The sequence below is a fragment of the Enhygromyxa salina genome, assembly GCF_000737335.2.
Classification (GTDB): Bacteria; Myxococcota_A; Polyangia; order Nannocystales; family Nannocystaceae; genus Plesiocystis; species Plesiocystis salina_C.
Genome location: NZ_JMCC02000003.1, coordinates 84,319 through 108,836, shown reverse-complemented (window position 1 = coordinate 108,836; position 24,518 = coordinate 84,319). Strand labels below are relative to the sequence as shown.

18 protein-coding genes are annotated in these 24,518 nt (G+C 69.6%); 6 read left to right on the top strand and 12 right to left on the bottom strand.

Annotation, left to right across the window (positions count from 1 at the left end):
- Positions 1 to 24 precede the first annotated feature (24 nt).
- The 5 genes from DB30_RS01955 (at position 25) to DB30_RS01935 (ending at position 4,261) form a co-directional block, all read left to right on the top strand.
- Positions 25 to 933: an Hsp33 family molecular chaperone HslO gene (locus DB30_RS01955; RefSeq protein WP_052546233.1), complete on the top strand. Its 909-nt coding sequence runs from the start codon at positions 25 to 27 to the stop codon at positions 931 to 933.
- Complete coding sequence (locus DB30_RS01950) at positions 930 to 1,862, top strand: RluA family pseudouridine synthase (protein ID WP_052546232.1); 933 nt, start codon at positions 930 to 932, stop codon at positions 1,860 to 1,862. The genes DB30_RS01955 and DB30_RS01950 overlap by 4 nt, the downstream gene beginning before the upstream one ends.
- A 131-nt stretch (positions 1,863 to 1,993) precedes the next feature.
- Entirely contained in the window at positions 1,994 to 3,232 is a 1,239-nt protein-coding gene (locus tag DB30_RS01945; protein ID WP_146657848.1) for a hypothetical protein, read from the top strand.
- A gap of 21 nt (positions 3,233 to 3,253) precedes the next feature.
- Positions 3,254 to 3,796 carry a dihydrofolate reductase family protein gene (locus DB30_RS01940; RefSeq protein WP_052546230.1) on the top strand — a complete coding sequence of 181 codons (543 nt, stop codon included), beginning with the start codon at positions 3,254 to 3,256 and terminating at the stop codon, positions 3,794 to 3,796.
- Between the two features lie 150 nt (positions 3,797 to 3,946).
- Positions 3,947 to 4,261: an Rpn family recombination-promoting nuclease/putative transposase gene (locus DB30_RS01935; protein WP_052546229.1), complete on the top strand. Its 315-nt coding sequence runs from the start codon at positions 3,947 to 3,949 to the stop codon at positions 4,259 to 4,261.
- A gap of 64 nt (positions 4,262 to 4,325) precedes the next feature.
- Here the strand turns inward: DB30_RS01935 and DB30_RS01930 are convergent, their stop codons facing one another.
- From DB30_RS01930 to DB30_RS01905, 6 genes are all read right to left on the bottom strand, one after another.
- Complete coding sequence (locus tag DB30_RS01930; protein WP_146657847.1) at positions 4,326 to 5,780, bottom strand: hypothetical protein; 1,455 nt, start codon at positions 5,778 to 5,780, stop codon at positions 4,326 to 4,328.
- Between the two features lie 103 nt (positions 5,781 to 5,883).
- The gene (locus DB30_RS01925) at positions 5,884 to 7,245 is read right to left on the bottom strand and encodes a HAMP domain-containing sensor histidine kinase (RefSeq protein WP_052546227.1); all 1,362 of its coding nucleotides are present in this window, start codon (positions 7,243 to 7,245) and stop codon (positions 5,884 to 5,886) included.
- 6 nt (positions 7,246 to 7,251) lie between these two features.
- Complete coding sequence (locus tag DB30_RS01920; protein WP_052546226.1) at positions 7,252 to 7,929, bottom strand: response regulator transcription factor; 678 nt, start codon at positions 7,927 to 7,929, stop codon at positions 7,252 to 7,254.
- Positions 7,929 to 11,156: an efflux RND transporter permease subunit gene (locus tag DB30_RS01915; RefSeq protein WP_240480141.1), complete on the bottom strand. Its 3,228-nt coding sequence runs from the start codon at positions 11,154 to 11,156 to the stop codon at positions 7,929 to 7,931. Before DB30_RS01915 ends, DB30_RS01920 begins: the two co-directional genes overlap by 1 nt.
- Positions 11,153 to 12,298, bottom strand: a complete 1,146-nt coding sequence (locus DB30_RS01910) for an efflux RND transporter periplasmic adaptor subunit (protein ID WP_052546225.1) — start codon at positions 12,296 to 12,298, stop codon at positions 11,153 to 11,155. Before DB30_RS01910 ends, DB30_RS01915 begins: the two co-directional genes overlap by 4 nt.
- Entirely contained in the window at positions 12,295 to 13,581 is a 1,287-nt protein-coding gene (locus tag DB30_RS01905; RefSeq protein WP_052546224.1) for a TolC family protein, read from the bottom strand. The genes DB30_RS01910 and DB30_RS01905 overlap by 4 nt, the downstream gene beginning before the upstream one ends.
- A gap of 176 nt (positions 13,582 to 13,757) precedes the next feature.
- Between DB30_RS01905 and DB30_RS01900 the strand changes: the two genes are divergently transcribed.
- On the top strand, positions 13,758 to 15,281 hold the full coding sequence (locus DB30_RS01900; RefSeq protein ID WP_146657845.1) for a right-handed parallel beta-helix repeat-containing protein: 1,524 nt from the start codon (positions 13,758 to 13,760) through the stop codon (positions 15,279 to 15,281).
- Positions 15,282 to 15,292: 11 nt separating this feature from the next.
- Here the strand turns inward: DB30_RS01900 and DB30_RS01895 are convergent, their stop codons facing one another.
- The 6 genes from DB30_RS01895 to DB30_RS01870 form a co-directional block, all read right to left on the bottom strand.
- Positions 15,293 to 16,384, bottom strand: a complete 1,092-nt coding sequence (locus DB30_RS01895; RefSeq protein WP_146657844.1) for a zinc metalloprotease — start codon at positions 16,382 to 16,384, stop codon at positions 15,293 to 15,295.
- A complete protein-coding gene (locus DB30_RS01890; RefSeq protein ID WP_165703592.1) occupies positions 16,384 to 18,015 on the bottom strand; it encodes a HEAT repeat domain-containing protein in 1,632 nt (543 codons plus the stop codon). The genes DB30_RS01895 and DB30_RS01890 overlap by 1 nt, the downstream gene beginning before the upstream one ends.
- 137 nt (positions 18,016 to 18,152) lie before the next feature.
- Positions 18,153 to 20,327 (bottom strand): general secretion pathway protein GspK, encoded by a 2,175-nt coding sequence (locus DB30_RS01885; protein WP_146657843.1) that lies wholly within the window; start codon positions 20,325 to 20,327, stop codon positions 18,153 to 18,155.
- A gap of 367 nt (positions 20,328 to 20,694) precedes the next feature.
- The gene (locus tag DB30_RS01880; RefSeq protein WP_052546219.1) at positions 20,695 to 21,597 is read right to left on the bottom strand and encodes a LysR family transcriptional regulator; all 903 of its coding nucleotides are present in this window, start codon (positions 21,595 to 21,597) and stop codon (positions 20,695 to 20,697) included.
- Between the two features lie 85 nt (positions 21,598 to 21,682).
- Complete coding sequence (locus tag DB30_RS01875) at positions 21,683 to 23,791, bottom strand: TonB-dependent receptor (RefSeq protein ID WP_052546218.1); 2,109 nt, start codon at positions 23,789 to 23,791, stop codon at positions 21,683 to 21,685.
- A gap of 6 nt (positions 23,792 to 23,797) precedes the next feature.
- Complete coding sequence (locus DB30_RS01870) at positions 23,798 to 24,514, bottom strand: hypothetical protein (RefSeq protein WP_146657842.1); 717 nt, start codon at positions 24,512 to 24,514, stop codon at positions 23,798 to 23,800.
- Positions 24,515 to 24,518 lie beyond the last annotated feature (4 nt).

Genomic DNA, 24,518 nt, shown 5'->3' with positions numbered 1-24,518 from the left:
CCTAGTTGGAGTAGCTTGCCGGCCATGCCGGCCACAGACGCGCTGCTGCGGGCGATCAACGAGCCCGAGACGATCCGGGTGGTCGCGGCGATCACCACCCACGCGATCCGCGAAGCTTGCGATCGACAACAGGCGCGGGGCATCGCGGCGGTGGTGCTGGGTCGCGCGCTCACGGCCGGGGCGTTGTTGGCGACACTGGGCAAGGGCGAGCGCGAGCGCGTGCGGATCCAGCTGCAAGGCGGCGGCCCCGTGGGTCAGGTGGTCGTTGACGCCCACGGTGACGGGCGGGTGCGCGCGTGCGTGGCGACGGCGCTCAGCCCGACGCACTTGGCGAACCGCTTGCTCGACGTCGATCCGCGACCGAGCACGACCGGGGCGGTCGGCGCCCGCGGCCACGTGACGGTGACCCGCGACCTCGGGCTGGCCCAGCCCTACCAAGGCAGCGTGGGGCTTCGCAGCGGCGAGATTGACGAGGACCTCGAGCACTACCTCGCGCACAGCGAGCAGCTGCCCTCTGCGCTGCGCACCGCGGTGATCCTGGATCAGGACGGCCAGGTGCTGCGCGCCGCCGGGGTGCTCGCGCAGGGGTTTCCGGGCAGCGATCCCGCCACGGTCACGCAGGTTGGCGAGCGGCTTGGGGGTCTGCGTGGCTTGTTGCTCGCCCACGCGCGCGAGCTCGACGAGCTGGTCGGGTTTGCGCTGGGCGGGACGGAGTTTCGTCGGATGCTCGAGCACCCGATCACCTTTCACTGCCCTTGCGGACCCGAGCGGGCCCTCGAAGTCCTGACCACGCTGGGCCCCGGGGATCTCGAGGCGCTCGCGGACGAGCAGCCCCAGACCGAGGTTCGCTGTAATTTCTGCGGACAGGTCACGTTGGTCGCGGCCACCCAAGTTCGCGATCTCGCCAAGCAGCTGCGCAGCGTGCAGTCATGACCAGTCCAAAACGTTTCCGCGTCGTCCCGCTCGAGCAGGGCATGAGCCTGCGCAACATGCTGGCGCGACGGGTGCGGGGCCTGGATCGTGACCGCGCGGCGGAGCTGATCCGGGCCGGCGGCGTGTACGTCAACCGGCTGCGCGTACGCCTGCCGCAGGTGCTGGTCGCGGCTGGGGAGCGCGTCGTGCTCTACACCGAGGCCCTCGACGCGCAGCCGCTCCCGCCGGAAGACTTGGTGTTCGTCCACCGCGAGCAAGACTTCGTGGTCATCGACAAGCCCGCTGGGGTGCCGGTCTCGCCCGTGCGCGAGACCGCGGTTGGGTGCCTGAGTGAGGCCCTGATCCACCGGCTCGAGGCCGAAGGGATCACGCGCCCCTACGTGGGCGTGGTCCACCGGCTCGATCGCGGGGCCTCGGGGCTGGTCGTGTTCACGATCCGCAGCATCGCCAACAAGTCGTTGCACAAGCAGTTCCGCGACCATCGGATGCGCCGCGGCTACCGGTTGCGGGTCCGGCCGCGGCCGGGGTGCGAACCGGCGGGCGAGCTGAGCTGCGACGCGCCGCTGATCAAGCTGAGCGAAGGGGGCGTGGTGATCGGCAAGCCCGGCGATGGGCGGGCCAAGGCTGCGCTCACCCACTTTCGTCTCGTTGGCGCCGCCTCGGGCTCGGCGAGCGATCCCGAGCTATTGCTGGATGCAGAGCTCGAGACCGGTCGGACCCACCAGATCCGCGCCCACGCGGCCCACTTGGGCTTCCCGATCGTGGGGGACCATCGTTATGGGGGTGATGGGGCCGGTGATCGGGACATTGCGCCAGCGCAGCTCGATCGCCTGTGCCTCCACGCCCAGCGCCTCGACTTCGAGCACCCGGTCTCTGGCGCGGCGCTGGCCTTCGAGGCCAAGCTCCCCGCGTGGGGCAAGCTGCCCTGAGCTCGACCACCGACCCAGCCAGTTTGCTCTTGGATTTGTGGGCTCGTGTGCGCTGAGGTTGTGCGCCGACTCGCGTGCACATGCGACTGCGGTCATGGCAAGCCCTGCATGACCTGGTTACTCTGCCGGCCGTGTTCAGCCTGCCACGTTTCCCTCGTACGGCCGTGCTCGCCTCGACCTTCGCTCTGGCTGGGTCGATCGGGTGCAAGCAAGAGACCGCCGACATCCCGGCCAACGAGTATCCGCAACGGATGGCCGCGGGCTACTGCAACGCAGTGTTCAGCTGTCAGTGCCCGGAGTATCCGTACGCGAATGCCAACGAGTGCTTCGTGGACTTGATCACCGCGTACGACGAGGTCAATGACGAGGCCTACCTCGCCGGCCTCAGCTATGACGGTTCGTGTCCAGCGGCGGAGCTCGAGGGGATCGACTCGCTGGCCTGTCGCGCCTCGCAGCCGCCGCTTCCGGCTGGGGTGTGCGTCGCGCCTTGCTTTCCGTGGCACGGCAACCTGACGGCTGGGTTTCCCTGTGACATCGCCGCGTCTTCGGCCGAGCTGGGGCTCGCGTTCTCCAATTGCGCGCAGGGCTTGGTCTGCAGCGCCAACGTGTGCGTGAACCCTTGCCAGTCCAGCGGCCCGCTGCCCGGGATCGGTCAGCCGTGTCCCGACAACGTGTGCGCGACCGGGGCCATGTGCGACGAGACCATGACCTGCGTGGCCGCGGTTCCGCTGCCGGGCCCAGGTCAGGCCTGCGCGAACGGTGTCTGCGATCCCCGAAACTCCGTGTGCGTGGCCGCTGCCAACACCTGCGCTGCGCTGCCGGGTGTCGGGCAGCTGTGCGTGGAGGGCCAGTGCAACGCCGACGCCTACTGCAGCGGCGACAACGTCTGCCTGGGTCTCCCGGCGCTCGCGTGTTCGCTGCTTGGCGCCCCGGTCGTCCCCCCGGGTGACGGCGACGGCGACCCAACCACCGACACGGGCGACGGAGACGGCGACGGCGACGGCGACGGCGACACCGGCGGGGCGACCTGTGCCACCGTGGAGCTGCCCAACACGCTCCCCGTCTCCTACGGCGGCGACACCACCACCGAGACCGACGAGTACGTGGGCGGGTGCGTCGGCGGCGACAGCCCCGGCGCGCCCGAGGCCAAGCTCTCGTTCACCGCGCCGGTCAGCGGCACCTACAGCATCACCACCGAAGGCTCCAACTTCGAGGCCGTCGTCTACGTGCGCTCGGACTGCGACGGCACGGATCTCGCCTGCGACTACGACTACACTCAGGTCCAACTCGACGCTGGGCAAGAGGTGACGATCTTCGTCGACGGCTACGAGACCGGCGGGCTCTACTTCCTGCAGATCGACCAGCTGTAGGCCATGGCGTAGCATCTTGCGATGCCCAGCCGCGTCAGGGTGTTCATCGCAACGTCGCTCGACGGCTTCATCGCCGGCCCCAACGACGACCTGTCGTGGCTGCCGCAGCCGAGCGGCGATCCCCCGCCCGACTACGGCTACAACGCGTTCATCGCCGAGGTCGGGGCGCTGCTCATGGGTCGCAACACCTATGACGTGGTGGCAGGGTTCGAGGGGGCGTGGCCGTATGGCGAGCTGCCGGTGTTGGTTGCAACGGGGCGCCCGCTGACCGGCGCGCCTGCGTCTGTCAAAGCCGTCGCCGGCGACATCCATTCGCTCGTTGATCAGGCGCGCGCAGCTGCGGGCGAGGCCGACGTGTATCTCGACGGTGGGAACTTGATCCGCCAGGCCCTCGACGCGGAGCTCGTCGATGAGCTGATCATCACGGTGGTGCCGGTGATCCTGGGCGGGGGGGCTTCTTTGTTTGCGGGGGTGGGGCAGCGGCGACGGCTCGCGCTGGAATCTGTCGAGCGACTCGAGCCGCACGAGTGCGAATTGGTGCAGCTGCGCTATCGGGCCCGCTGATGTCCCGGACGCTTTGCCTATTTCGAAGCGGGTGCGTTGTTGCACCGCAAACGCAGTCGCCACAATCAAAAAAATGATCCCATAATTTCACGATTTCATCACCCAGCTCAGACAACGCGATTCGCCACTCGCCGGGTATGTTGCCAGCGCATGACAACGACGCCCCACGACGCACTGTTCAAGGCCGCGTTCGAGCACCCCGAGCATGCGGCCGAATTGCTGCGCAGCCTCCTGCCCGCCTCGATCTGCGCTGCCGTCGATCTGTCCACGCTCACGCACGAGCCGGGCACGTTCATTGACCCAAACCTGTCCCACCAACACAGCGATCTACTGTTCCGCGCTCAGCTGACCAACAGCGCCACGAGCATCTACTTCTACTTCCTGCTCGAGCATCAGAGCACCCTCGACCGCTTCGCCGCCCGTGTGTTGTTCGCCGACTCACTCGAGGCCGTGTTCGCCGACTGAACCGACTGAACCGACTGAACCGACTGAACCGACTGATCCGACTGACCCGACTGATCATGGGCTGCTAAGGCTGCCCGTAGCTCCAGAGCTGCACCACCCCAGACGGATCGAGCGTGGCGATCTCATCTCGACCATCGCCGTCGCTGTCACCCGCCGCAAAGCGCAGGATCGGCGGCGCGGGCAAGGTGCTGCGGCACCACGAGAAGCCCTGGTCAGCCCACACATAGTCGAGCTCGCCCCCGCTCTGCGCGAGCACGGCGTACGGCCGGTTGCCGTAGGTTGTAGGCTGCACCGCCGAGTAGCTCCCGTAGAGCCCAACCGCCCGCGGCGAGCCCACCATGCTCGAGTACATGTTGACGACCGACAGCGTGACGTCAGCCCGGGTCACGACAATGTCCGGCAGCGGATCCCCGTCGACGTCGCCAAGCCCAAGGGCGCAGGTGCCCGGCGGCCCAAGTGCCTCGAACGCGGACAGCTCCCCCGCTTGGTAGCTGATCAGCGGCGCGCAGCCCTGCAGCGCGATGATGTCGGCCAGGCTGTCATCGTCGAAGTCCGCGGTGCCAAGGGCCTCGACGACGCCAAACTCCAGCGCTTCGATCTGCGGCATCAGCTGCGCGACGTCTGACAGCACCACGGCCTCTTGGGCCTGGTTGCGCGCCAGCAGCTCGTGGACGCCACCGCCGGGCCAGTCGATGCCGTGGCCAAGATCGAGCCGCATCAACGGACCGGGGACGCTGTCGAGCAAGGCCCCAAAGCCGTCGTTGTAGAACACCCGGGCGTTTTGCTTGGTGCTCGAGGTTGCGATCACATCGGGCCGGCCGTCCTCGTCGAGGTCGGCGGCGGCGATCCCGTTGACGGCCAGCCCCACGTAGGCGGTCGTCACTGCATGCACAGCTTCGACATGCACGGCCACGATCGCGTCGCTGCGCAGCAGCACGAGCTCCTTCACGTCGTCACCGTCGAGGTCGACGAAGCTCAGCGCCACGACACCCTCGGCCGCCTCGGGCGGGAGCGGGATCGACTGAAACGCGGGCCCTTGGCACTGCGCAGGCAAGTCCACGCCCACGCACAGGCCCTGCTCGTCACAGAACTCGTTGAACTCGCAGTCCATCGAGTACTGACACTGCGAGAGCGGCGAGCAGTAGTTCTCTATGCACTGCGCACCGGGTCCGCAGTCCTCGTCCGTGTAGCACTCGGGGGTCCAGTAGTCGTCGTCGCCGTAGTCGCTGTCCCACGGACCATCGGGGCCGTCGGGGTCGGGGTCGTCGCTGTAGTCGTCGTTCCAATCGCCGTAGTCGTCGTAGTCGCCGTGGTCGCCGTAGTCATCGCTCCAGTCGACGCTGTCTGCGGTTGGGGTCCCGTCGCTGGTCTCGGGGGCGCCATCGTCAACGGGGGTGATCGCATCGTCCCCGCAGGCCCCGAGCGCGAGCGCGGCCCCGAGCGCCGAGCCAGCGCGCACGATGTTCCACTGGCTGGGAGACCACGGACGGCGGCGCGACTTCGGTAGAAACGAAGGCATGTCAGATAGTGCCGCAGGGCTGGTGGTTCGATCGCATTTATCTGCGATCACGCAACAGGGCCACCCGCGCCGACAGATCACCGTTCTGGGCGCGCGCGGGTTGTCAGGGGTCGCGCGGCAGCGCCAGCACGATCCGCGCACCGCCGGCCTCGCCCGGGTCCTCGACCCACGCCCGCCCGCGATGCCGCGTAGCGACGTCGCGGACGATCGCCAACCCAAGCCCGCCCCCCGGCCCGGCCCGGCCAAGCCGGTGAAACGGCTCGAACACGGCCTCCCGGGCCTCGATCGGGATACCGGGTCCGCGATCGACGACCGCGAATTCCCAGCGCCCGTCCACGCCCCGCAGCTCGACGAAGATCTCCGACGCCGCGGGCGAGAACTTGATCGCGTTGTGCAGCAAGTTGTCCAACGCCTGGCGCACGGCCGAAGCCGAGAACTCCGCGGTCGCCTCGGTGGGGTGCTGAACTCGGACGATGCAGCCGCGCTCCTCGGCCAGCGCCCGCGCAGCGTCGACAGCCTCGATCAACACCGAGACCAGATCCCCGCGGCTGCGCTCGACCGGGCTCGAGCGCAGGGCGGCCAGGTCCAGCAGGCTGCTCGATAGCTGGGTCAGCCGGGCGACCTCGATCAAGGTGTGATCGAGCGTCTCACGCAGCTGCGTGGCCGGACGTTCGCGTCGCAGCGCGATCTCGATGCCCGCGCGCATGGCCGCGAGCGGGGTCCGCAGCTCGTGGGCCGCGTCGGCGATCAGCCGGTCCTGGCTCGAGCGGGCGGCCGCGAGCCGCTCGGTGGTCTCGGCGATCGCCCGACGCAGCTCGGCGATCTCGTCGGTCCCAGGATCCGGCGGCGGCGCGGCGTCGAGGTTGCCGGTCCGCAGCCGTCGCATGTGGCCGGTCAGGTTGCCAACCCGCTCGCTCAGCCGGCGCGCGTGGATCACTTGGATCGCGAGCAAGACCACGCCAACCAGCACGAACACCAGCGCGGCGATCCGCCAGTACTCGGCCATCTCGCGATCGTGTCGCTCGAGCGAGGCCGCCAGCCACAGCGCGTGAGGTCGGCCGTGGGGGTCGTCGACGCGAACCCACAGCTGCCGCTCGTGCCCGGCCGCACCGACCACGGTCTCGAGCACGGGCGTCGTGCTGAGCGCGGCCGGATCCATGCGCTTGGGGTTTGGCGCGTCGGCAGGGTAGTTGGCGATCGGCGCCCCATCAGGCCCGTACAGGGCCCCACGCGCGGCAAATTCGCGGATCTGATTGTCGAGCGGCGACTCGCTGATGTGCAGGTGCGGCGCGGTGGCGCGGTCGAACAAGCTCACCGATTCGACCCCGGCCTGGGCGAGCAGGGCCCGGTCGTGCTCGGCCAGCAACACCCGATTGAACACCAACCCCGAGATCACGATCGCGGCCGCGAGCAGCACCAGCGGGACCACGGCACCAAACAACAGCAGGCGAGAGCGAAGCTGCATCGCAGGTCAGTCCGGCCCGGCCAGCAGGCGAAAGCCGACCCCGCGCACGGCCTTGATCTTGACGGCGTCGCCGGCCACCCGGCCCAGCTTGCCGCGCAGGTAGCCAACGTAGACGTCGAGCACGTTGGGGTCGCCGTCGAAATTCGAGCCCCACACCGCGCTGAGCAAGTGCCGGCGCGCGAGCACCTCGCCGACGTGACTGAACAGCTCGCACGCCAGCGCGTACTCGCGCGGGGTCAGGCCCAGCTCGCCCTCGGGCCCAACCAGCACGCGCCGACGTCCATCGACGCTGGCCGGTCCGGCGCGGAACAGCTCGAGCTGGCCGGATCCACGGCGATGCAGGGCCTCGAGCCGGGCCAGCAATTCAGCGAACGCGAACGGCTTGACCAAGTAGTCGTCGGCCCCGGCCTTGAGCCCGGTGACCCGCTCGCCGACGCTGCCGCGCGCGGTCAACATTAGAACGGGCGTGCGCAGCCCGGCGTCGCGCCAGCGCCGGAGCACGCTGACGCCGTCGAGATCCGGCAGCATCCAGTCGAGGATGATCGCGTCGTAGTCGATGTCCCGGGCCTGGGTGAACGCCTGCTCGCCGGCCGTGCACAGATCAACCTGGTGGCCCTCTTCGCGCAGGCCCTGGGTCAGGACCTTGGCCAGGTGGTCTTCGTCTTCGACGAGCAGCAGCTGCATCAGCTTGGATCCCCGGGCGCCTGAGCGCTCACCGGGACATTGTCGCCCTTGTCGCCCCGCCGCGCGAGCCGTGGCCGCGCGAGCCGTGGCCGCGCGAGCCATGGGTAGAGGGCAGGCAGCAGCACCAGCGTCAAGAAGGTGGAGGTCACCAGCCCGCCAACCACCACAGTCGCGAGCGGACGCTGGACCTCGGCGCCGACACCGGTTGCGAGCGCCATCGGCACGAAGCCGAGCGCCGCGACCAGGGCGGTCATCAGCACCGGTCGCATGCGCTCGCGGGCGGACTCGCGGGCGGCGACCCGGGAGCTGTCGCCCGCGGCCTCGCGCGCGACCACGCTCGACATCAAGACCACGCCGTTGAGCACCGCGATGCCCGACAGCGCGATGAACCCGATCGCCGCGGAGATCGAGATCGGCATGGTTCGGGCCCACAGCGCCAGCGCCCCGCCCACGCAGGCGAAGGGCACGTTGAGGAAGATGATCGCGGCTGGCCCAAATCGGCGGAACACCATGATCAGCAGGGCAAACATCAACACGAGCACGATCGGCACGACCACCAACAGCCGGTCCCGCGCCGCCTCCAGCTGCTCGTACTGTCCGCCCCAGACCAGGCGCATCCCCTCGATGCGGCCCAGCTCGGCGTCGACCTTGGCCTGCGCGGCCACAACGACGTCGCCCAGCTCCGCGCCGCGGACGTTGAACCCCACGATGATCCGCCGCTGACCCGCCTGACGGTTGACCATCGCAGGCGTCTCGAGGTGCTGGATCTCCGCCACGCGCGAGAGCGGCACGACCTCGCCGGAGGGGGTCGCAATTGCGATGTCACCCAGGCTGAACGCGTCGCCCTCGTGGTCGAGGCGCAGGCGGATCGGCACCCGCACTGGGCCGTCCCAGGTCTCGCCAACCTCGATCCCCATCCGCAGCGCCGCGATGATGTCGAGGACCTGGGCGGGGCGCATGTCGAGCCGCGAGGTCTCGAGCAAATTTGGACGAACCTCGATCAGCGACACGTCGGGCGGCGCCAAGATCCGAACATCTTCCGCGCCGGGGATCGTGGCCAGCAGCGACTCGATCTGCTCGGCGGTGGTCCGCAGCAGGGCCTGATCTTCGCCGTAGACGCTCAGCGCCACGTCGGTGACCGAGCCACCTAGCAGCTCGTTGAAGCGCATCTGGATCGGCTGGGTGTAGCTGGGGTTGGCGCCCGGTGCCTGTTGATCCAGCGCTTGGTCGAGCTCGGCGATCAGCTGCTCGCGGGTCAGGCCGGGGCGCCACTGATCGCGCGGGACCAGCTCGACGAACACGTCGGCCTGCTCGAGACCCATGATGTCGGTCGCAACCTCGGGGCTGCCGATCCGGCTGGTCACGGCCACGACCTCGGGGACGGTCATCGCCGCGGCCTCGACCCGGGCGGCCTCGGCGATCGCGGTCTCGAGCGAGATGTCGGGCGCCCTCGTGGTCTGGATGACCAGGTCGCCCTCGTCGAGCTGTGGGATGAAGCTGGTCCCGCTGCGCATGAACGCGAACACGCCGGAGCCCAGCAGCGCGACGCTGATCACCGCGATGATCGCCGGCCGCGCGATCGCGGCGTCGAGCACCGGCTGGTAGACCCAGGTTGCGAACCGGACCAGCGCTGGATCTCGCTTGGGCAAGCTCGACGGCCCCAGGTAGCTCGCGGCCGCTGGCGTGAAGGTCAGCGCCAGCACCAGCGACGTCAGCAGCGCGAACACGACCGTCATCGCCATCGGTCGGAACATCGCCCCGTCCACGCCCTGCAGGGTCAGGATCGGCACATACACCAGCACGATGATCAGCACGGACAGCGTCATCGGTCGGGCGATCGCCTGCATCGACCCAACCACCTGCGCGCGGCGATCCCTGGCGCTCGCGGCGTTGTTGCCCTGCGCGAGCACGCGCTGCTCGTGGAACACCCGCTCGACCATCACGACCGCGCCGTCGACCAACAGACCAAAGTCGATCGCCCCAAGGCTCATCAGGTTGCCGGGGACGTCGAAGGACACCATGCCAACGACCGCGCCCAGCATCGACAGCGGGATCACGGCCGCGACCAGCAGCCCGGCGCGGACGCTGCCAAGCATCAAGAGCAGCACGATGACCACAAGGGCAGCCCCCTCGAGCAAGTTGGTGGCCACGGTCCGCAGCGTCGCCTCGACCAACACGCTGCGGTCGTAGACCATGTCGATCGTCACGTCCGCGGGCAGCCCAGCTTCGAGCGAGGGCATGAGCTCGTGCAGCCGGGTGGTCAGCTGCAAGGCGTTGGCCTCGCGCTGCATCTGGATCATCACGTAGACGGTCTCGCCGCGGCCGTCGGCGGTGGCGGCTCCAATTCGCGGTCGCGCACTTTCCACGACCTTGGCGAGCTCGGCGATGCGCAGGGTCTGACCGTGGTCTTCGCCGCTTTGCTCGCGGGTCTCGAGCTCGCCGTGGCGCTGCGACTCGATCGCTACGGCGCCCAGCTCGGACGCCCGCGTGGGCCAGAACACGCCGCGCAGCAGCGCCTGACCGGGCCCCGCCGGGAGCGTGGAGCCAGCCACCGCGCCGGTGCTCTCGCGGAGGGTCGACGCGAGTTGTTCGAGGCTCACGCCGGCCTGCGCGAGCGCGACGGGATCGGCGACGACGTCCAAGGTTCGACGCGCGCCGCCCCAGATGTTGACCTCGACCACGCCTGGGGTCGCGCGCAAGGGTGGGGCGAGCTGAAGGACGATCAGCTCGTAGAGCTCGGCGGGCGTGCGCTCGCTCGAGTGGATCGACAGCTGCACGACCTCGCCGAGGCCGCCCGAGTAGGGGCCAAGCTCGGGCTGCGCGACGCCGAGCGGTAGATCTTCGACGGCCGCGATCCGCTCGGCGACCTGCTGGCGGGCCAGCCAGGGATCGACGCCGTCCTCGAACACGGCGGTCACCGACGAGATGCCGTAGCGAGACAGCGAGCGCTGCTCGATCAGCCCGGGGAGCCCGCCAACCGCGACCTCGACCGGGCGCGTGACCGTTCGCTCGATCTCGCTGGGGGTCAGGCCTGGGGCGCCGGTCAGGATCACGACTTGGTTGCCGGTCACGTCCGGGAGCGCGTCGAGCTCGAGCTCGCGCGCCGAGATCAGGCCGACCACCGCGAACGCGAACACCAGCGCGAGCACCAGCGCCCGCCGCCGAACCGACCAGGCGACGATCGCCGCGAGCACGCCGTGCGTGGGTTGGGCGTGTGGATCACTCAATGCGAGTGCCCTCCGCCGCCGAGCGAGTCGGGATCACGACCGATCATCAAGACGGTGTTCGCGTCTGCGGCGATCTCATCACCGACGGCCAGCGCCTCGCTGTGGATCAACGCCGAGCTGCCGACGCTGCGCAGCACCTTCACCTCGATCATGTCTGGGGGGCCGTCGCCTTGCGGCCGCCGCCCGACCCACGCGCGGCCTTCGTGCAGGCGCAGGGCGGCGCGTGGGACCTCGAGCAGCGAGGCGTCGCCGCTGCGGACTTGCACCCGGCCGCGCACGCCGTCCGGCAGATCGATCGCCGTGGCGGTCTCATACCAAGCCAACACGCGGCCAAGCCCGGGCTCGACCGCGGTCGCGACGGGCGTGGGCGCCAGCAAGATCCGGCTGCCGTCGAGGCCCTCGAACTCGAGCGTCGCGCCGGCGAACTCCGGGCTGGTGTCGGGGTGTCCTGCACCGAACGCGACCTCAATCCGCGCGGGTCCGCGGCCCAGGATCCGCGCGAGCTTCTCGCCCGGCTCGACCACCTCGCCGGGGATCGCGTCGAGCTGCGCCACCACACCTGCGACCGGAGCGGCGAGGATCACCGTGCCACGCAAGAGCACCGCGCCGCGCTCGCTCGCGTCGACGCCGACCGCGGCCAAGGTTGCGAGCGCGAGTCGTCGCTCGGCCGAGAGCCGCCCTAGCCCCGAGTCCACGTCGAACACCTCGGTGGCGCCGACGAGTCCGGCCGCGCGCAGCTCCTCGAGGCGCTCGCGTCGGGCCTTGTGTGAGCCGATCTGTTTGCTGGTGCCCGCGAGCACGGCCGCGGCCTCGAGCACGGCGGGGATCCGTAGCTCGACGATCGGGTCGCCGGCTTCGACCCGATCACCCGTGCGGACCGAGGCGGCGACGACGGTGCCTTGCAGCGGGGCGTCGAGGTGGGCGTGGCTCTCGGGTGAGGCGACGATCCGCGCGGGGAGCTCGAGCAAGCTGGCGTCGCTGGCCTGCTCGACGCGGACCCACGTGGTGGCCTGGGCGTGCTCACCGTGCTCACCAAGTTCGCCGTGCTCGTCGTGCTTTTCATGCGATTCGGCCGGCGCGTTGCAAGCGACCAACCACGCACACGCGAGCACCACCGCCGCGACACGAACCGAGCGCGTCATCGCGACCCCCCATCGCTGCCCTGCTCGGCGACGAACGCCTCGTAGTACAGCCACACCTCCACGCGCGCCCACACCCACTCGGCCTGCGCGGCCACGTACTCGCGGCTGATCGCGCTGTGCTCCGCGCGGGCGCGCAACAGCTCGGCCTGTGTGCCTTCGCCCATCGCCAGCGCTTGCTCGTGGCTGGCGACCAGCGCCGCGTGGGCGGGCAGCGAGTGCTCACCCAGGATCTCGAGCTGGCCTTGGGTGTGGTGAAGCTCATGCATCGCCGTGGTCAGCGTGGCCTGCAGCTCCAGCGCGATGGCTTCGCCCTCTGCCTCGGCCCGCCGCGCCGCCGCCGTTGCCTGGCCATTCGCCCGCGCCCCCGCGCCAACGCTGACGTTGGCCCCGAGCACGCCGAACAAGACGACGTCGGAGGTGGCCTCGCGCTGGACGGAGAACCCCGCGTTCAATGTCGTCGCGTTCGCGGCCTTGGCCTCGGCGGCCCGCGCTCGCTCACTGCGGGCGAGCAGCCGCTGCTTGGCAACGGCCGGCAGCGAGTCGAGCTCGGCGAAGCGTCGGCGCAGCTCGTCCTCGCTGGGCAGCGCGATGTTGGGATAGTCGCCGCGGGTCTCGAGCGGTCGGCTCGCGTCGCTGCCGGTCTCGCGGGCGAGCACCAAGCCCAGATCGTGGACGACGCCCTGCAGATCGTTGACGCGCGCCTCGGTCTGCGCCTCGAGCACCTGGCTGTGGGCAACGTCGGCGCGCGTGACCACGTTGGCCTCGCGGGCGCGGACCATGGTTGCGACCAGCTCCTGCATCGACGCGAGCTCGGACATGGCCAGCTCGAGCTCGAGCTGGGCCGCGTGCAGCTGGATCCACGCGTGCGCGGCCGCGAGCCGCTGCTCGAGCGCCTGCGCCCGGGCCTCGACCTCGAGCACTTCGGTCTCGCTCTTGGCCGCCTCGATCCGCTTGCGGCCATACCCGTCCAGGCTCCAGGCTTGGGTCGCGGTGATCTGGATCTCGAACCCGGTGACCTCGCTCGGGTGCACGCGGGCACCCGGCATGACCTGCAGCTGCGGCCCGGTCGTCACCCGGGGGATCGACTGATCGAGCTCGCGCTTGTGCTGGGCGGCCTCGTCGAGCCCACGCACCCGCGGCGTGTCAGCCGTCGCGCCCACGCTCTCGTCGAAGGTCAGCGCGGGCCCCGTCACCTCGTCGACGCCGTGGTGGTGCTCGTCGGCGGCGGGCGCGGCAGCGGGCGGGGTCAGGAGCAGGGCGAGCACCAACGTCGAGGCGTGCACGGCCCGACTCATGGCACACGCGGGCGGCTGGTGTCTTAGAGCAGGCTGAGAAGATCCTCAGAAATCGTTCGGAGCCGCGTGGGAGCCGCTAGAGAGGCGAACCGGTAAATCGCGCGTGCCAGGCCGGGCACCGGGTTGCGCTAGCTTGGTTGTGCCGACGTGTGGGACGCTTCGGCATGCTCCGGGATACTCGAGTGTTGTTGGTGTTCTCGATGGTGTGGGCGCTTGGCTGCACCGACAGCGCGACGACCGAGGCTGGTGACGGCGACGCCAGCGAGACCAGCGTGGGCGACGGCGATGGCGATCCGGGCGACGGCGACGGCGATCCGGGCGACGGCGACGGCGACGGCGACCCCGGCGATGGCGATGGCGACGGGGACGGCGACGGCGACGGCGACGGCGACGGCGATCCCAGCTGCGGCACCCCGTCGACCTTCGAGGACGGCAAGCGCCCGATCACGCAGATCCACGTCTCCACGATCGGCGCCGACGGCCAAGCTTGCGGCGGGCTCAACAACCCCTGCGCGACGATCGAGTACGCGGCCGGGCTCACGAGTCCGGGCGCCGCGATCGTCGTGCACGCGGGCACCTACGCGGGCGGCGGCTACATCACGAACCTCAGCGGCACCGAGGCCGCGCCGATCTGGATCGGCGGCGCCGAGGGCGAAGCCCGCCCGGTGATCGACGGCGGCAACCAAGCATTTCAGCTCAGCTCAGCCCGCTACGTGATCATCCATGATCTCGAGATCGCCAACGCCACCCAAAACGGCATCAACGTCGATGACGGGGGCAATGTCGATGATCCCGACGCCGCCCGCTTCATCGTGTTCCGCGATCTGTCGTTCCACGACGTTGGCGCTGGCGGCAATCAAGACTGCCTGAAGCTCTCGGGCCTCGACGACTACTGGGTGCTCAACAGCGAGTTTGCCCGCTGCGGCGGCGGTGGCTCGGGCAGCGCGATCGATCACGTTGGCTGTCACCGCGGGCTGATCTACGCCAACACCTTCACGGACCTCAGCGCGGGCGGCAACGCCGTGCAGAACAAGGGCGGCGCCGCGGACATCGAGATCCGCGCCAACACCTTCGATGACGCGGGCCAGCGGGCGATCAACATGGGCGGCTCGACCGGCTTCGAGTTCTTTCGCCCGCCACTGTCCATGGATCAACCCAACGCCGAAGCCCGCGACATTCGGGTGATCGCCAATGTGTTTCGCGGCAGCGTCACGCCCTTCGCGTTTGTTGGTTGTGTTGACTGCCTCGCCGCCAACAACGTGATTCATAGCCCGACCAAGTGGGTGTTTCGGATCCTGCAAGAGACCACGTCCACGCCGGACTACGAGTTCTTGCCGGCCAGCAACGGGCGGTTCATCAACAATATCGTGTACTTTGACGGGCAAGTCGGCGTGACCGTCAACGTTGGTGGCAACACCGATCCGGGCTCGTTCTCGATCGCAACAAACATGTGGTACCGCTACGATGACCCCGCGCAGTCCGACCCACCCGGCGGGCTGCCGGTCGCGGAGCAGGGCGGGATCATTGGACAAGATCCCATGTTCGTTGATCCAAACGCGGATCTTCACCTCGCTCCCGGGAGCCCCGCGATCGCGGCCGGGACCGATCTCGTGGAGCTCGGCGGGGATTTGGAAGATCGCTGCTTCGCCAACCCGCCCAGCCTTGGCGCCCTCGAGGTCGCTCTTTGATCCTTCTAGCGTCAGCGATCGGGCATTGGCTCGCTGAGCAGGGCGGCGTGGAGCCGCATGCGCTCGGCCTGCGCCGGGCTGAAGACCGGGTTGGCGACGAGCGCGGGGTTGGGGGCCATGAGCGTGTCCGCGTCCGTGTCCTCGAGGCGATGATACAGACCCAGGTAGTGTCCCAGCTCGTGGGCGAGGACGCGGGCCTGCGACTCGACGGGCACGGAGATGGGGCCGAGCGAGGCCGCGGTGCACGCTCGACCGCGAAGGAAGATCCCGGCGCCTGGGGCCGCCTGGGCAGGGATCCGCGGGACCAAGCCATCGAGCAGGGTGTGGGTTCCGAGCTCGGGGTGCACGTGCTCGAGACAGCCGGCGAACACCACGTCGACCACGCCGTCCTCGGGCTCGACGTGGGGCTCGAGCGCGCTCGGGTCACCCTCGAACCAGGGGATCGAGTCGGGCAGCGTGTCGTCGGTGGAAGAGCCGTCGAGCACGACCCGAATACCCGTCGGGGCGAGCAAGGCAGCGGCCTCGGCCAGCAGCGCCTCGGACTCGGCATCCGAGGCGCGCGGCGAGAAGCGGCCGTGATGGAAGCGCAGCGGCACCACGAGCTCGCGCGGTAGCGTGGGCAGCTCCCGAACCCACAGTCGTACGCTGCTCGCGGGGGTGTCGGCGCTCGGGCGCGCGCGGGTGAGGGTCTCGCAGTCGATCTTGCCGAGCCGCAGCCGAGCTGGGCCTGCGCGGGGCTCGGGGGGAAGGTGGACCAGCAGCCCGGCCCCCGCGATCACGGAGAAGCGTTCTTCGCACGCGGCACACGAGGGGCCGCTCTCGAGCGCGCTCACCCAGGTGCTCGTGTCGTCCTCGAGCCTCGCGACTTGGGCACACCCGTCGACCTCGGCGAACAGGGCGAAGCCCTGCGCAGCGTCGGCGAGCTCCACCGCGGCGGTGAGCAGCTCGTCGTCTTGTGGGGCGTAGGCGAGCTCCCCGATGTAGGTCCAGGCCGACGCGTCGGTGAGCGCCTCCCCGTCGCTCGTGACGTCGCACCCGGTCAATGCGAGGCTGAGCGCGACGGCGCCCAGCACCCGCATCACTGCGCTCGCCCGCCCCTTCATCACCGGAGCTCCGAGGCGGGCACGTAGCGGCCAATCAGCTGGCGCAGCGCGCTCGATGGCTCGGCGTGGAAGCGCTCGATGAGGATCGCCGAGCCTTCGGCCGTGGGGTCCGCGGCCAGCCACGCGATGAGCTCACCCCGGACCGCCACGGACGGCGCCGCATCGAGCCGCTCGGATGCCCAACCCAGGTCGTCGGGACGCGGTGGGCCGATCTCGCGCAGCGTCCTCATGACCGACTTCGCCGCCCCCGGCTCGACCTCGGTCTCGAGCGCAGCCTGAAGGTGCGGGCGGGCGTCGTCGCCGAGGTGGCGCATCGCCTCGGCGGCCGTGCCCCGGACGCTGGGGTCCTCGTCGTGGAGGCTCAGGGCGAGCTGCGGCATGAATTCGGGGTCGCCGGTGTTGCCCATGGCGGACAGCGCAGCGAGCCTCTCGTCCTGGGTCTGCGCGTCTTCAAAGACGGCGCCGATGCTCTCGCGTGCGAAGCGTTGGGCCGACGCATCGCCGCTCGCCCCGACCACGCCGAGGGCGAGCAGACCCGCCGTGGCGGCGGTGGGCTCCTGGTCCTCGTAGTACATGTCCAGGAGGCGCTGACCGACGTCGAGCGTGGGCGCGGCGCCAGACAGCGCGACGGCAGCCCGGATCCGGTCGTTCGGCAGGGGCGCATCGACGAGGGATGTGAGGTGCGCGCGGGCGTGATCGGTCGCGGCGAGCTCGAGGACCCAGAAGATCGACGAGCGGGCGACCTCGCCGAGCGCGTCGCCCTCGAGGCGCGCCACGAGGTCGTCGGCGAGGCTCGGGTGGGCCGCGATGAGTCCGGCCAGCGAGCGCGCCTGGCTCATGGTGAAGGGGTCGAGGACGGCTGCCAGCTCCGCGTAGAGGGCCCACGCCTCGCCCAGGTCGGTCGGGGCGTGGGGCAGGGCGGCGGCCCCCTCGTCATGGACGACGAAGGGGTCGGCCACCGCGAGCACGGTGGCGGGAGCAGGCGCGCGGTACTTCGAGTCGTCGCGGACGAGCTGCGAGCGCTGGTCGAGGTCCGCGCGGGTCTCACTGCCCACGCGAATCTGAACCCGCTCGCGCACCTCGGAGCGAAGGATGCCGCGGGCGTCGAAGCTCGCGCGGGCCGTGGCGTGGGGGACGAGGATCGTCATGCCGAAGGCCGCGAGGCCGTTGTCGTCGTAGTACAGGACCTTGCGCCGGGTGACGGCATCGCCCGCGCGCGTGTACTTGGCGCGGTAGCGTCCAAGGGTGTCGGTCTGATCGACCTCCCAGGCCAAGTCGGACTGCAGCACGTGCTCGTGGGTTCGCAGCGCGCCAGCCACGAGGCGCTGGGCAGCGTCCGACCAGTCGAGGGGAAACCGGAACTCGACGATTCGACACGAGGGCGCGACGTCGATCTCGAAGGTCTCGCCGAGGGCCTGGTGAACGCGGTCCTCGGGCTGGGCCAGGTTCTGGCGCAGCTCGACTCCGGACAGCGCCAGCTGCAAGGAGGCCCCTCGTTCGCTGGCCGAGACCACGCGCGCGCTGACGACGGCCGAGAACGCGTCGCGCTCGGGGGCAAGCGCGCCGTCTTGGCCCCGCGCCGACACCGACGAGCTCAGGTCGTAGGCCACGCTCGAGCCTGGCTCGAACACGCAGCCAAGGGGGCGGCCCCCCGCCTGAGAAGCGGGGGGCCAAGTGGAGGGAGCGGGAGCCGTCGGCGCCTGCAGGAAGTACGCTGCTGCCGCGCACATGAGGATGGAGGAGCCCAGGGCTCCGGCGATGAGGGGCTTCATAGCGAGAGGACCTCGGCGGCGAGGGTGCTGCGACGGAGCAAGCTCTTCTCGATCGGCTTGACGTTGAACTTCACGATCGAGACGGACTTCGAGCGCTTGAAGGGGCCGAGCTTGAGCTTGCCCACGAGCTTCAGGTCGCCGTCGAGGGGCTGAAAGACGAGGTCGAGATCCGTGCTGGCGAAGGCGACGAACTGAGACAGATCGTTGCGTCCCAAGCTCAGCTTGCCCGTCAGCGGCAGGTCGACCTGGGCGATGACGAGGTCGAGCTGCACGCCCGCGCGTGCGATGCCGATGTCGATGCCACCAAAGGCGCTGGCGGTGAGGTTCATCGTCGGACCCACGCTCGCCTCGAGCGTGACGCACTCCGAGAGGCTCGCCTCGCCAGTGTCGAAGGCGTTGCCGCTGAAGAACTGGCTTCGCACGGCCTGAAGCATGGACCGCAGAAGCTTCTTGATGATGGGGTTCGATTGCTCCGCGATCTTCGACTGGAGGTCGGCGATGACCTGCTCTTGCTCTGCGCGAAGCTCGGTGGCTCCCGCGGTGGCGAGGGGCAGGTGGGGACGGCAGTCCGACTCTCCCTGAAAGAAGTTCGCGCTGCCCTCGGCGAGGATGCCGACCGCCCCGCCCGCGCCGAGGTCGAAGCTGAGCGGGACCGGGCCGAACATGAACTTGGCCTTGACGAGGGTCGTGCTCTTGCTGAAGACCACGTCTTCGCTGACGGTCAGGCCCGTCGCTTGGTCGGTGTAGCGAAACACGTCGTCGTTGAACAGCCTCAGCCCCACGTCGACGGAGCGCTCCCCGCTCAGGGGGGCGTCGAGCGTCGCGTTGGCGCGGACGATATCCAGCGTGAAGCTCTTCCCGATCTTGCCCTTGACGGTCAAGTTGGCCTCGGTGTTGCTGAACACGCCGTCGAGGCCGACCTGGTTGCTGGTTGCGAAGCGAGACTCGAGCTTGATGCGGCTGTTGCCGTGGCTGGATTTCTCCACCCGGTTGAAGCCGAAGGTGCTCACGCCGCTCTCGACGTCGCTCGGCGGCACGAGCAAGACCTCGAGGGTCCGGCACTTGGCCTCGTCCGCGACCCCACGAAACTGGCCAAAGTCCGTGGTGAAGCAGCTGCGGACCACGAAGGCCTCCTCACCCAGCCACTGGTCCGGATCGAGGACGGCGTCGTAGGCTGCGCCCTCGAGGTAGAGATCATGGGCGATGAGGTTGGGCGTTCCGGGCAGCAGCTCCGTGATCACCGCCTCGTCGACGAGCACGTCGCCTTCGCCGATCGCCAAGGGCAGCCAGGTCTCGCCGTCCGCGGCCGCCGTGATCGCGTACTCGAGGTGGAGCGCACCGGGAAGGTCGTCGATCGTGTCGATCTGGTCGGCCGGGCGACCGAAGCGAAGCGCCTCGGCGATGTCGGGATCCGCGGCCAAGAGCTCCGCGGGGATCGTGTCCGGGTTGACCGGTGACTCGTAGGGGTCGCGGCCGTTGAACACGAGCATGTTCTGCGCGACCAGGATGGGCGCTGCTCGCTCCACCTCGCCCTCGGTCGGGAACGCGAGCGACGGGATCACGCCGACCGAGGACTCCGACTCCAGACCCGCGAATTCGATGTCGACCAGGCTGGACTCGGGAACCTCGAGGCGGAACTCCTGCACACAGCCCGGCTCGGGCCCGCGGCATGCGGCGTTTGCAGGCTCGTTGGCCCGGGCCTGGGACAGCACCAGGGGCTCGATCAGCGGCTGCTCGGCGGTCGGGTCAAGCTCGATCTGCAGGGTCACGGTCTTGCCCGTGAGGCCGATGCAGTTGCTGGGGGGCCAGATGAAGCCCTCGTACTCATGCTCCTCGCCGTCGCCGACGATGTCAAAGAGCATCCCGTTCGAGCTGCACCCGACCTCCTCCGGGTCTTGCGGATCCACGAAGGTGACCACGAGGGGCACAGCCTCCGTCGGAACTTCCCCGGCGACGCCGCTGGACGCCGTGATGCCGATGGTGATCGGGATCCGCTCGTTGAGGTAGGCGGGGTCGAGATCACGTCCGAGCTCGACCCGGGTGATCTCTACGGACGCGAAGGGCGATTCGCTCGCCTCGGGCTCCTCGCTGCAAGCGACGAGACCGAGCAGACACGCCAACCCGAGCAGCTTGGTCGAGTGACGATTGGTGACTCCTGGAACTGTATACATGTCCATTGTGGGTACTTCCTGTTTCTCGCTTCGGAACGTTGTCCTTGGCGGCTGAGGGGGAGTATGGGAGGGCCGGTTTTCGAGGCCACTCGACCACACTGTTCTCTCCCATCGCTCGCATCGATACCGGCGGCAGTGCCCCGACCAGGAGGCGTCTGGGCAACATTCGCAAGCAAAGATGAGGGGCGCGGGCTTGCCGGACCCCCCTCGGATCAGAGCTCGACACGCCGAAGGGGGCGTCGCCGTGGTGTGCCGGGCGAAGCGCAGGCGAACCCAACGAAGACTCGACAACGGGCCGTGGCCCTGGCGAAAGCGAGACGAGCTCGCCGCGTTCACGACGCGGCTTCGGTCTTGGCCTCGTCGTGGCTCACCCTGGGATCGGTGCGATCTCGTCGGCGTACGCGAGCAGGGCCTGCTTGGTCCGTCGCCACGCTGCGGTCCGGTGCGCGTCCACGCGAAAGCACAGCATGATGCGATCGGGGATCTGCGGTAACGAGGGGTGCAGCACGACCAGCTCACCCTCGTGGCCGTAGTCGGCGACCCGGCGGGGCAGGATCCCGACGCCGACGTCGGCGAGGACCAGGGCCTTGGTCAGCTCGAGATCGCCGGTGGTCAGCAAGCGCGGGGGGAGCAGATCCAGCCCGCGCAGCGTGTCGACGATCTGCTGGCACTGGTCGACACGATCGGCGTAGACCAGCGGGGCCGAGCGCATGCGCTCCTCGAGCTGCTCGCGGCTGCCCGGGCTCGCCAGCCCGTCACGCCGAGCCACGAGCGCGACGGCGTCGCGGAACGCCTCGACCATCACCAGGTCGTCGTGGGGCAGGGGGTTGACGATCAGGCCGAAGTGAACGCTGCGATCGATCACCGCCTCGCGCACGCCGGTCGAGGTCCCGTTCCACACGCGCAGCTCGATGCCGGTGTTGGCCTTCAAGAACGCGGACATGAACACTGGCAAGAAGTAGGCGCCCAGCGACTCGTGGCAGCCGATCACGAACTCGCCGACGTCCGCGCGCTCGAGCCCGTGGATTCGCTCCTCGAGCTCGTCGACCATTCCAAGGATCTCATGCCCGGAATTCGCCAGCGCCCGACCGGTCGGCGTGAGCGTGACGCCCCGGGGGTTGCGCAGCAGCAGGGTGCTGTCGAGGTGCTTCTCGAGCCGCTTGACCGCGGCCGTGAGCGTGGACTGGGCCACGCCCAGGATCTTGGCGGCTGCGGTGAGGTTGCCGACCTCCGCGATCACGCGAAAGTAGCGAAGATGAACCAGGTCCATGGGCCCGCGATGATGCCTCAGGCCGAGCGGCGATGGGAGCCAAGCGCGAGTCTGGGTACGTCGGTGGGACCCTGCCTGCGACCCCTCAAAACAGCACGGTCAGCGACAGCCTGGCGTTGAGCGCAGGGCCGGGGACGTAGTGCAGCGTGGGCAGCGAGCTCGCGGTCTGGTTGTGGTCGAAGTTGCTGGCGAAGTAGTACTCGCCCTCGCGCAGCTGCAGGCCCAAGACATTCTCGATCGCGAGGTCGACAAACACGCGCTCGAGGTGCCAGCCAGCGGTCGCGTCGAGCCGCGCCAGGCCCGATCCGCGCGCGCCGTAGGGCAGCGGTCGCGGCGCCCAACCAACCAGCGTCAGCCCAGCGCGCGCGCCGATCCGGTGCACGAGCCAGGCCCGCGCGCTGCCGACCAAGGTGGGCGCGAGCGGGATCGGGTTGCGCGAGGAGACGAAGCGGCCGTCAACCCAGGTCACGCTGCCGGCGAGGCCCAACCACGACACGGGCCGCGCCTCGACGCCGAGCTCGGCGCCAAGCCTTCGGGTCGCGGACAGCTGCAAGCTGGTGCGCGAGACGTGGTCGTAGATCGACTCGCGGCCGACGTAGGTAGCGAAGCCCACGACCCGGATCTGCACGCGTGGATCGGGGCGCCAGCGCAGGCCGAGCTCGCCGCTGTCGGACGCGCTGGTGCGGGGACCTTCGTCGACGACATCAGCAGACAGACCGACGCGCTCGGGGTCGTAGGCCGTGAACGCGCGGGCCTCGGGCGGGCGAAACCCCCGGCCGTAGGCAGCGAAGAGGTCGAGCCTGGCCAGCGCGGCCCAGCGCAGGTGCCCGCGGGGGCTCGCCGCCCAGCGCAGTCCGCCGCCACGGATCGAGCCTGCGGTGGCGGCTGGGTCGGCGTCCTCGACGGCGGTTGGGGACCGATCGTGGGCGTCGATCCCAAACGCGTCGACCCGGACCCCCGCGGCGAGCTCGAGCGCGTCGGCGAGTCGCCAGCGCAGCCCTGCTTGGGCCCAGACGTTGGCCTGGGCCGCCGCGAGCTCGCGGGTCGTCTCGAACGGCCGGCGCTCGAGGTCGACGCGGACCTCCGACTGCTCGAACACGTCACCGCGCACGCCGAGCCCCGTTCGAAGCTCGAGCCGCGGGGCGACCTGGGCGTGATGATCGACGCGCGCGCCGAACGGGACGCTGGCGTGGCGCTGAACCCGGCGGTCGCCCTCGACCGGACGCTCGAAGAAGCCGGTGAAATTCTCGAGCAGCTCGAGCCGCCGATAGCCAGACCAAGCCCGCACCTGCAGATGCCAGCGCGCGCGCACGGTGAGCCAGTCGAGCGCCGCGTGGGCCCGTCGCGCGCTGCCGTGGCCGTTGTCGTGGGCGCCCCAAAACCCGATGCGGCCCGCCTCGTAGTCGCGCAGCGAGGTCGTGCCCGGGAGCCCAAACTCGGACGCCTGTGCGATGATCAGCGCGGTGAGCTGGTGGTGGTGGCCACGCCACAGCGGCTGGCGAGCCATGACCACGGCGCGGCGACTGTCGCGGCTCTCGCCGAAGCCCTGATCCGTCATCACATCCGCGGCGATGAAGCGCTCGCCGTCGCCGTCTGCGGGGCTGTAGCTCAGCATCGTGCGGGCGCGCAGCGTGCTGCCAAATTCGAGCTTGGCCCTGAGTCCGCGCGCGTCGAGTGGGACCCCCAACCGAAACCGCGCCGAGCCGGCGAGCGCGAACGGACCCTGATCGAGGGCGAAGGGCCCGGGCAAGACCTCGACGTCGCGGATCATCTCGGGGATCAGCATTCCGAGATCGAGGTAGCCCTGGGCGTGGATGTTGGACCACTCGTTGAGCGGGACCCCGTCGACCTCGATCTCGAAGTCGAGGCCGTGGACGGCGTCGAAGCCCCGCAAGAAGTACTGCTGACCCTTGCCCTCGGCGCCGTGCTGAACCATCACCATGCCAGGCGCGAGCCGCAGCGCGTCCTCGGCGGTGCGGATCGGGGCGGCGTCGATCTGCTCGCGCGTGATCGTGGCTGCCGAAGCCGTGTCGGGCGGCACCTCAACGATGATCTCGCGGGTCTCCCCGGACTCGACCTCATCACGCGGCGACTCGGGCTTGGGCGCCGGCTCCGACTCCTCGAGCGGGTGGGCAAGCGCGACGCGGCTGGACCCAAGCAGGATCAGCGCGAACGTGAGCGTGCGCTTGTCCACAAAGTCCTAGCTGGCGCAGTGACCTTCGCCGTCGACGTGGCCCATGGTCTGGACCTGGGCGGACAAGAACGCCCACAGATCGTCAATCTCGAGGTTGCCGGGGTCGTAGGCGCCAAGGTCTGCGCTCTCGAGCTCAGCCTGGGTCACGACGCCGTCGGCGTTGGTGTCGGCCTCGGCGATCGCGTTGAAGCGCAGATCCGGGTCCTCGGACACGATGCTGTCGTAGAACAGGTGATCTGCGTGCACGGTGATCAGCAGCTGCCCAACCCCATCACGTGGGACCTGCGTGAGGGTCTCGCAGTTGGTGTAGTCGACCGGCGTGGCGAAGCTCCAGGCGAAGGTCTTCTCGACGCCGTCCTTGATGGCGCGCCCTTCGATCTCGAGCTGGGCGATGCTGAAGCGCGCGTCGTCGTGGTCGCCCGCGGGCGCCACGGCCCGCCCAACGAGCTGGCCAACGCCCTCGCTGGGCTGCGCGAGCTCGAGGGGCGCGGGGTCGGCCAGGGTGGCCCCGGCCACGGACACATCGCGCAAGACGACCTCGAAGCGCTCGAAGCTGACCGCCCAGCCGTCGGCGAACTCGGCCGCGGGGATGCCCACCTCGATGAAGTCTTCGCCCCAAGCGCGAACCTCGACCTGGCCCTCGCCGCTGGCGCAGGCGGTGGCCAAGACGGTCGTTGTGAGGCAGACCAACGCGTACTTTAGGGGGTGAATTGAACGGATCATGGTT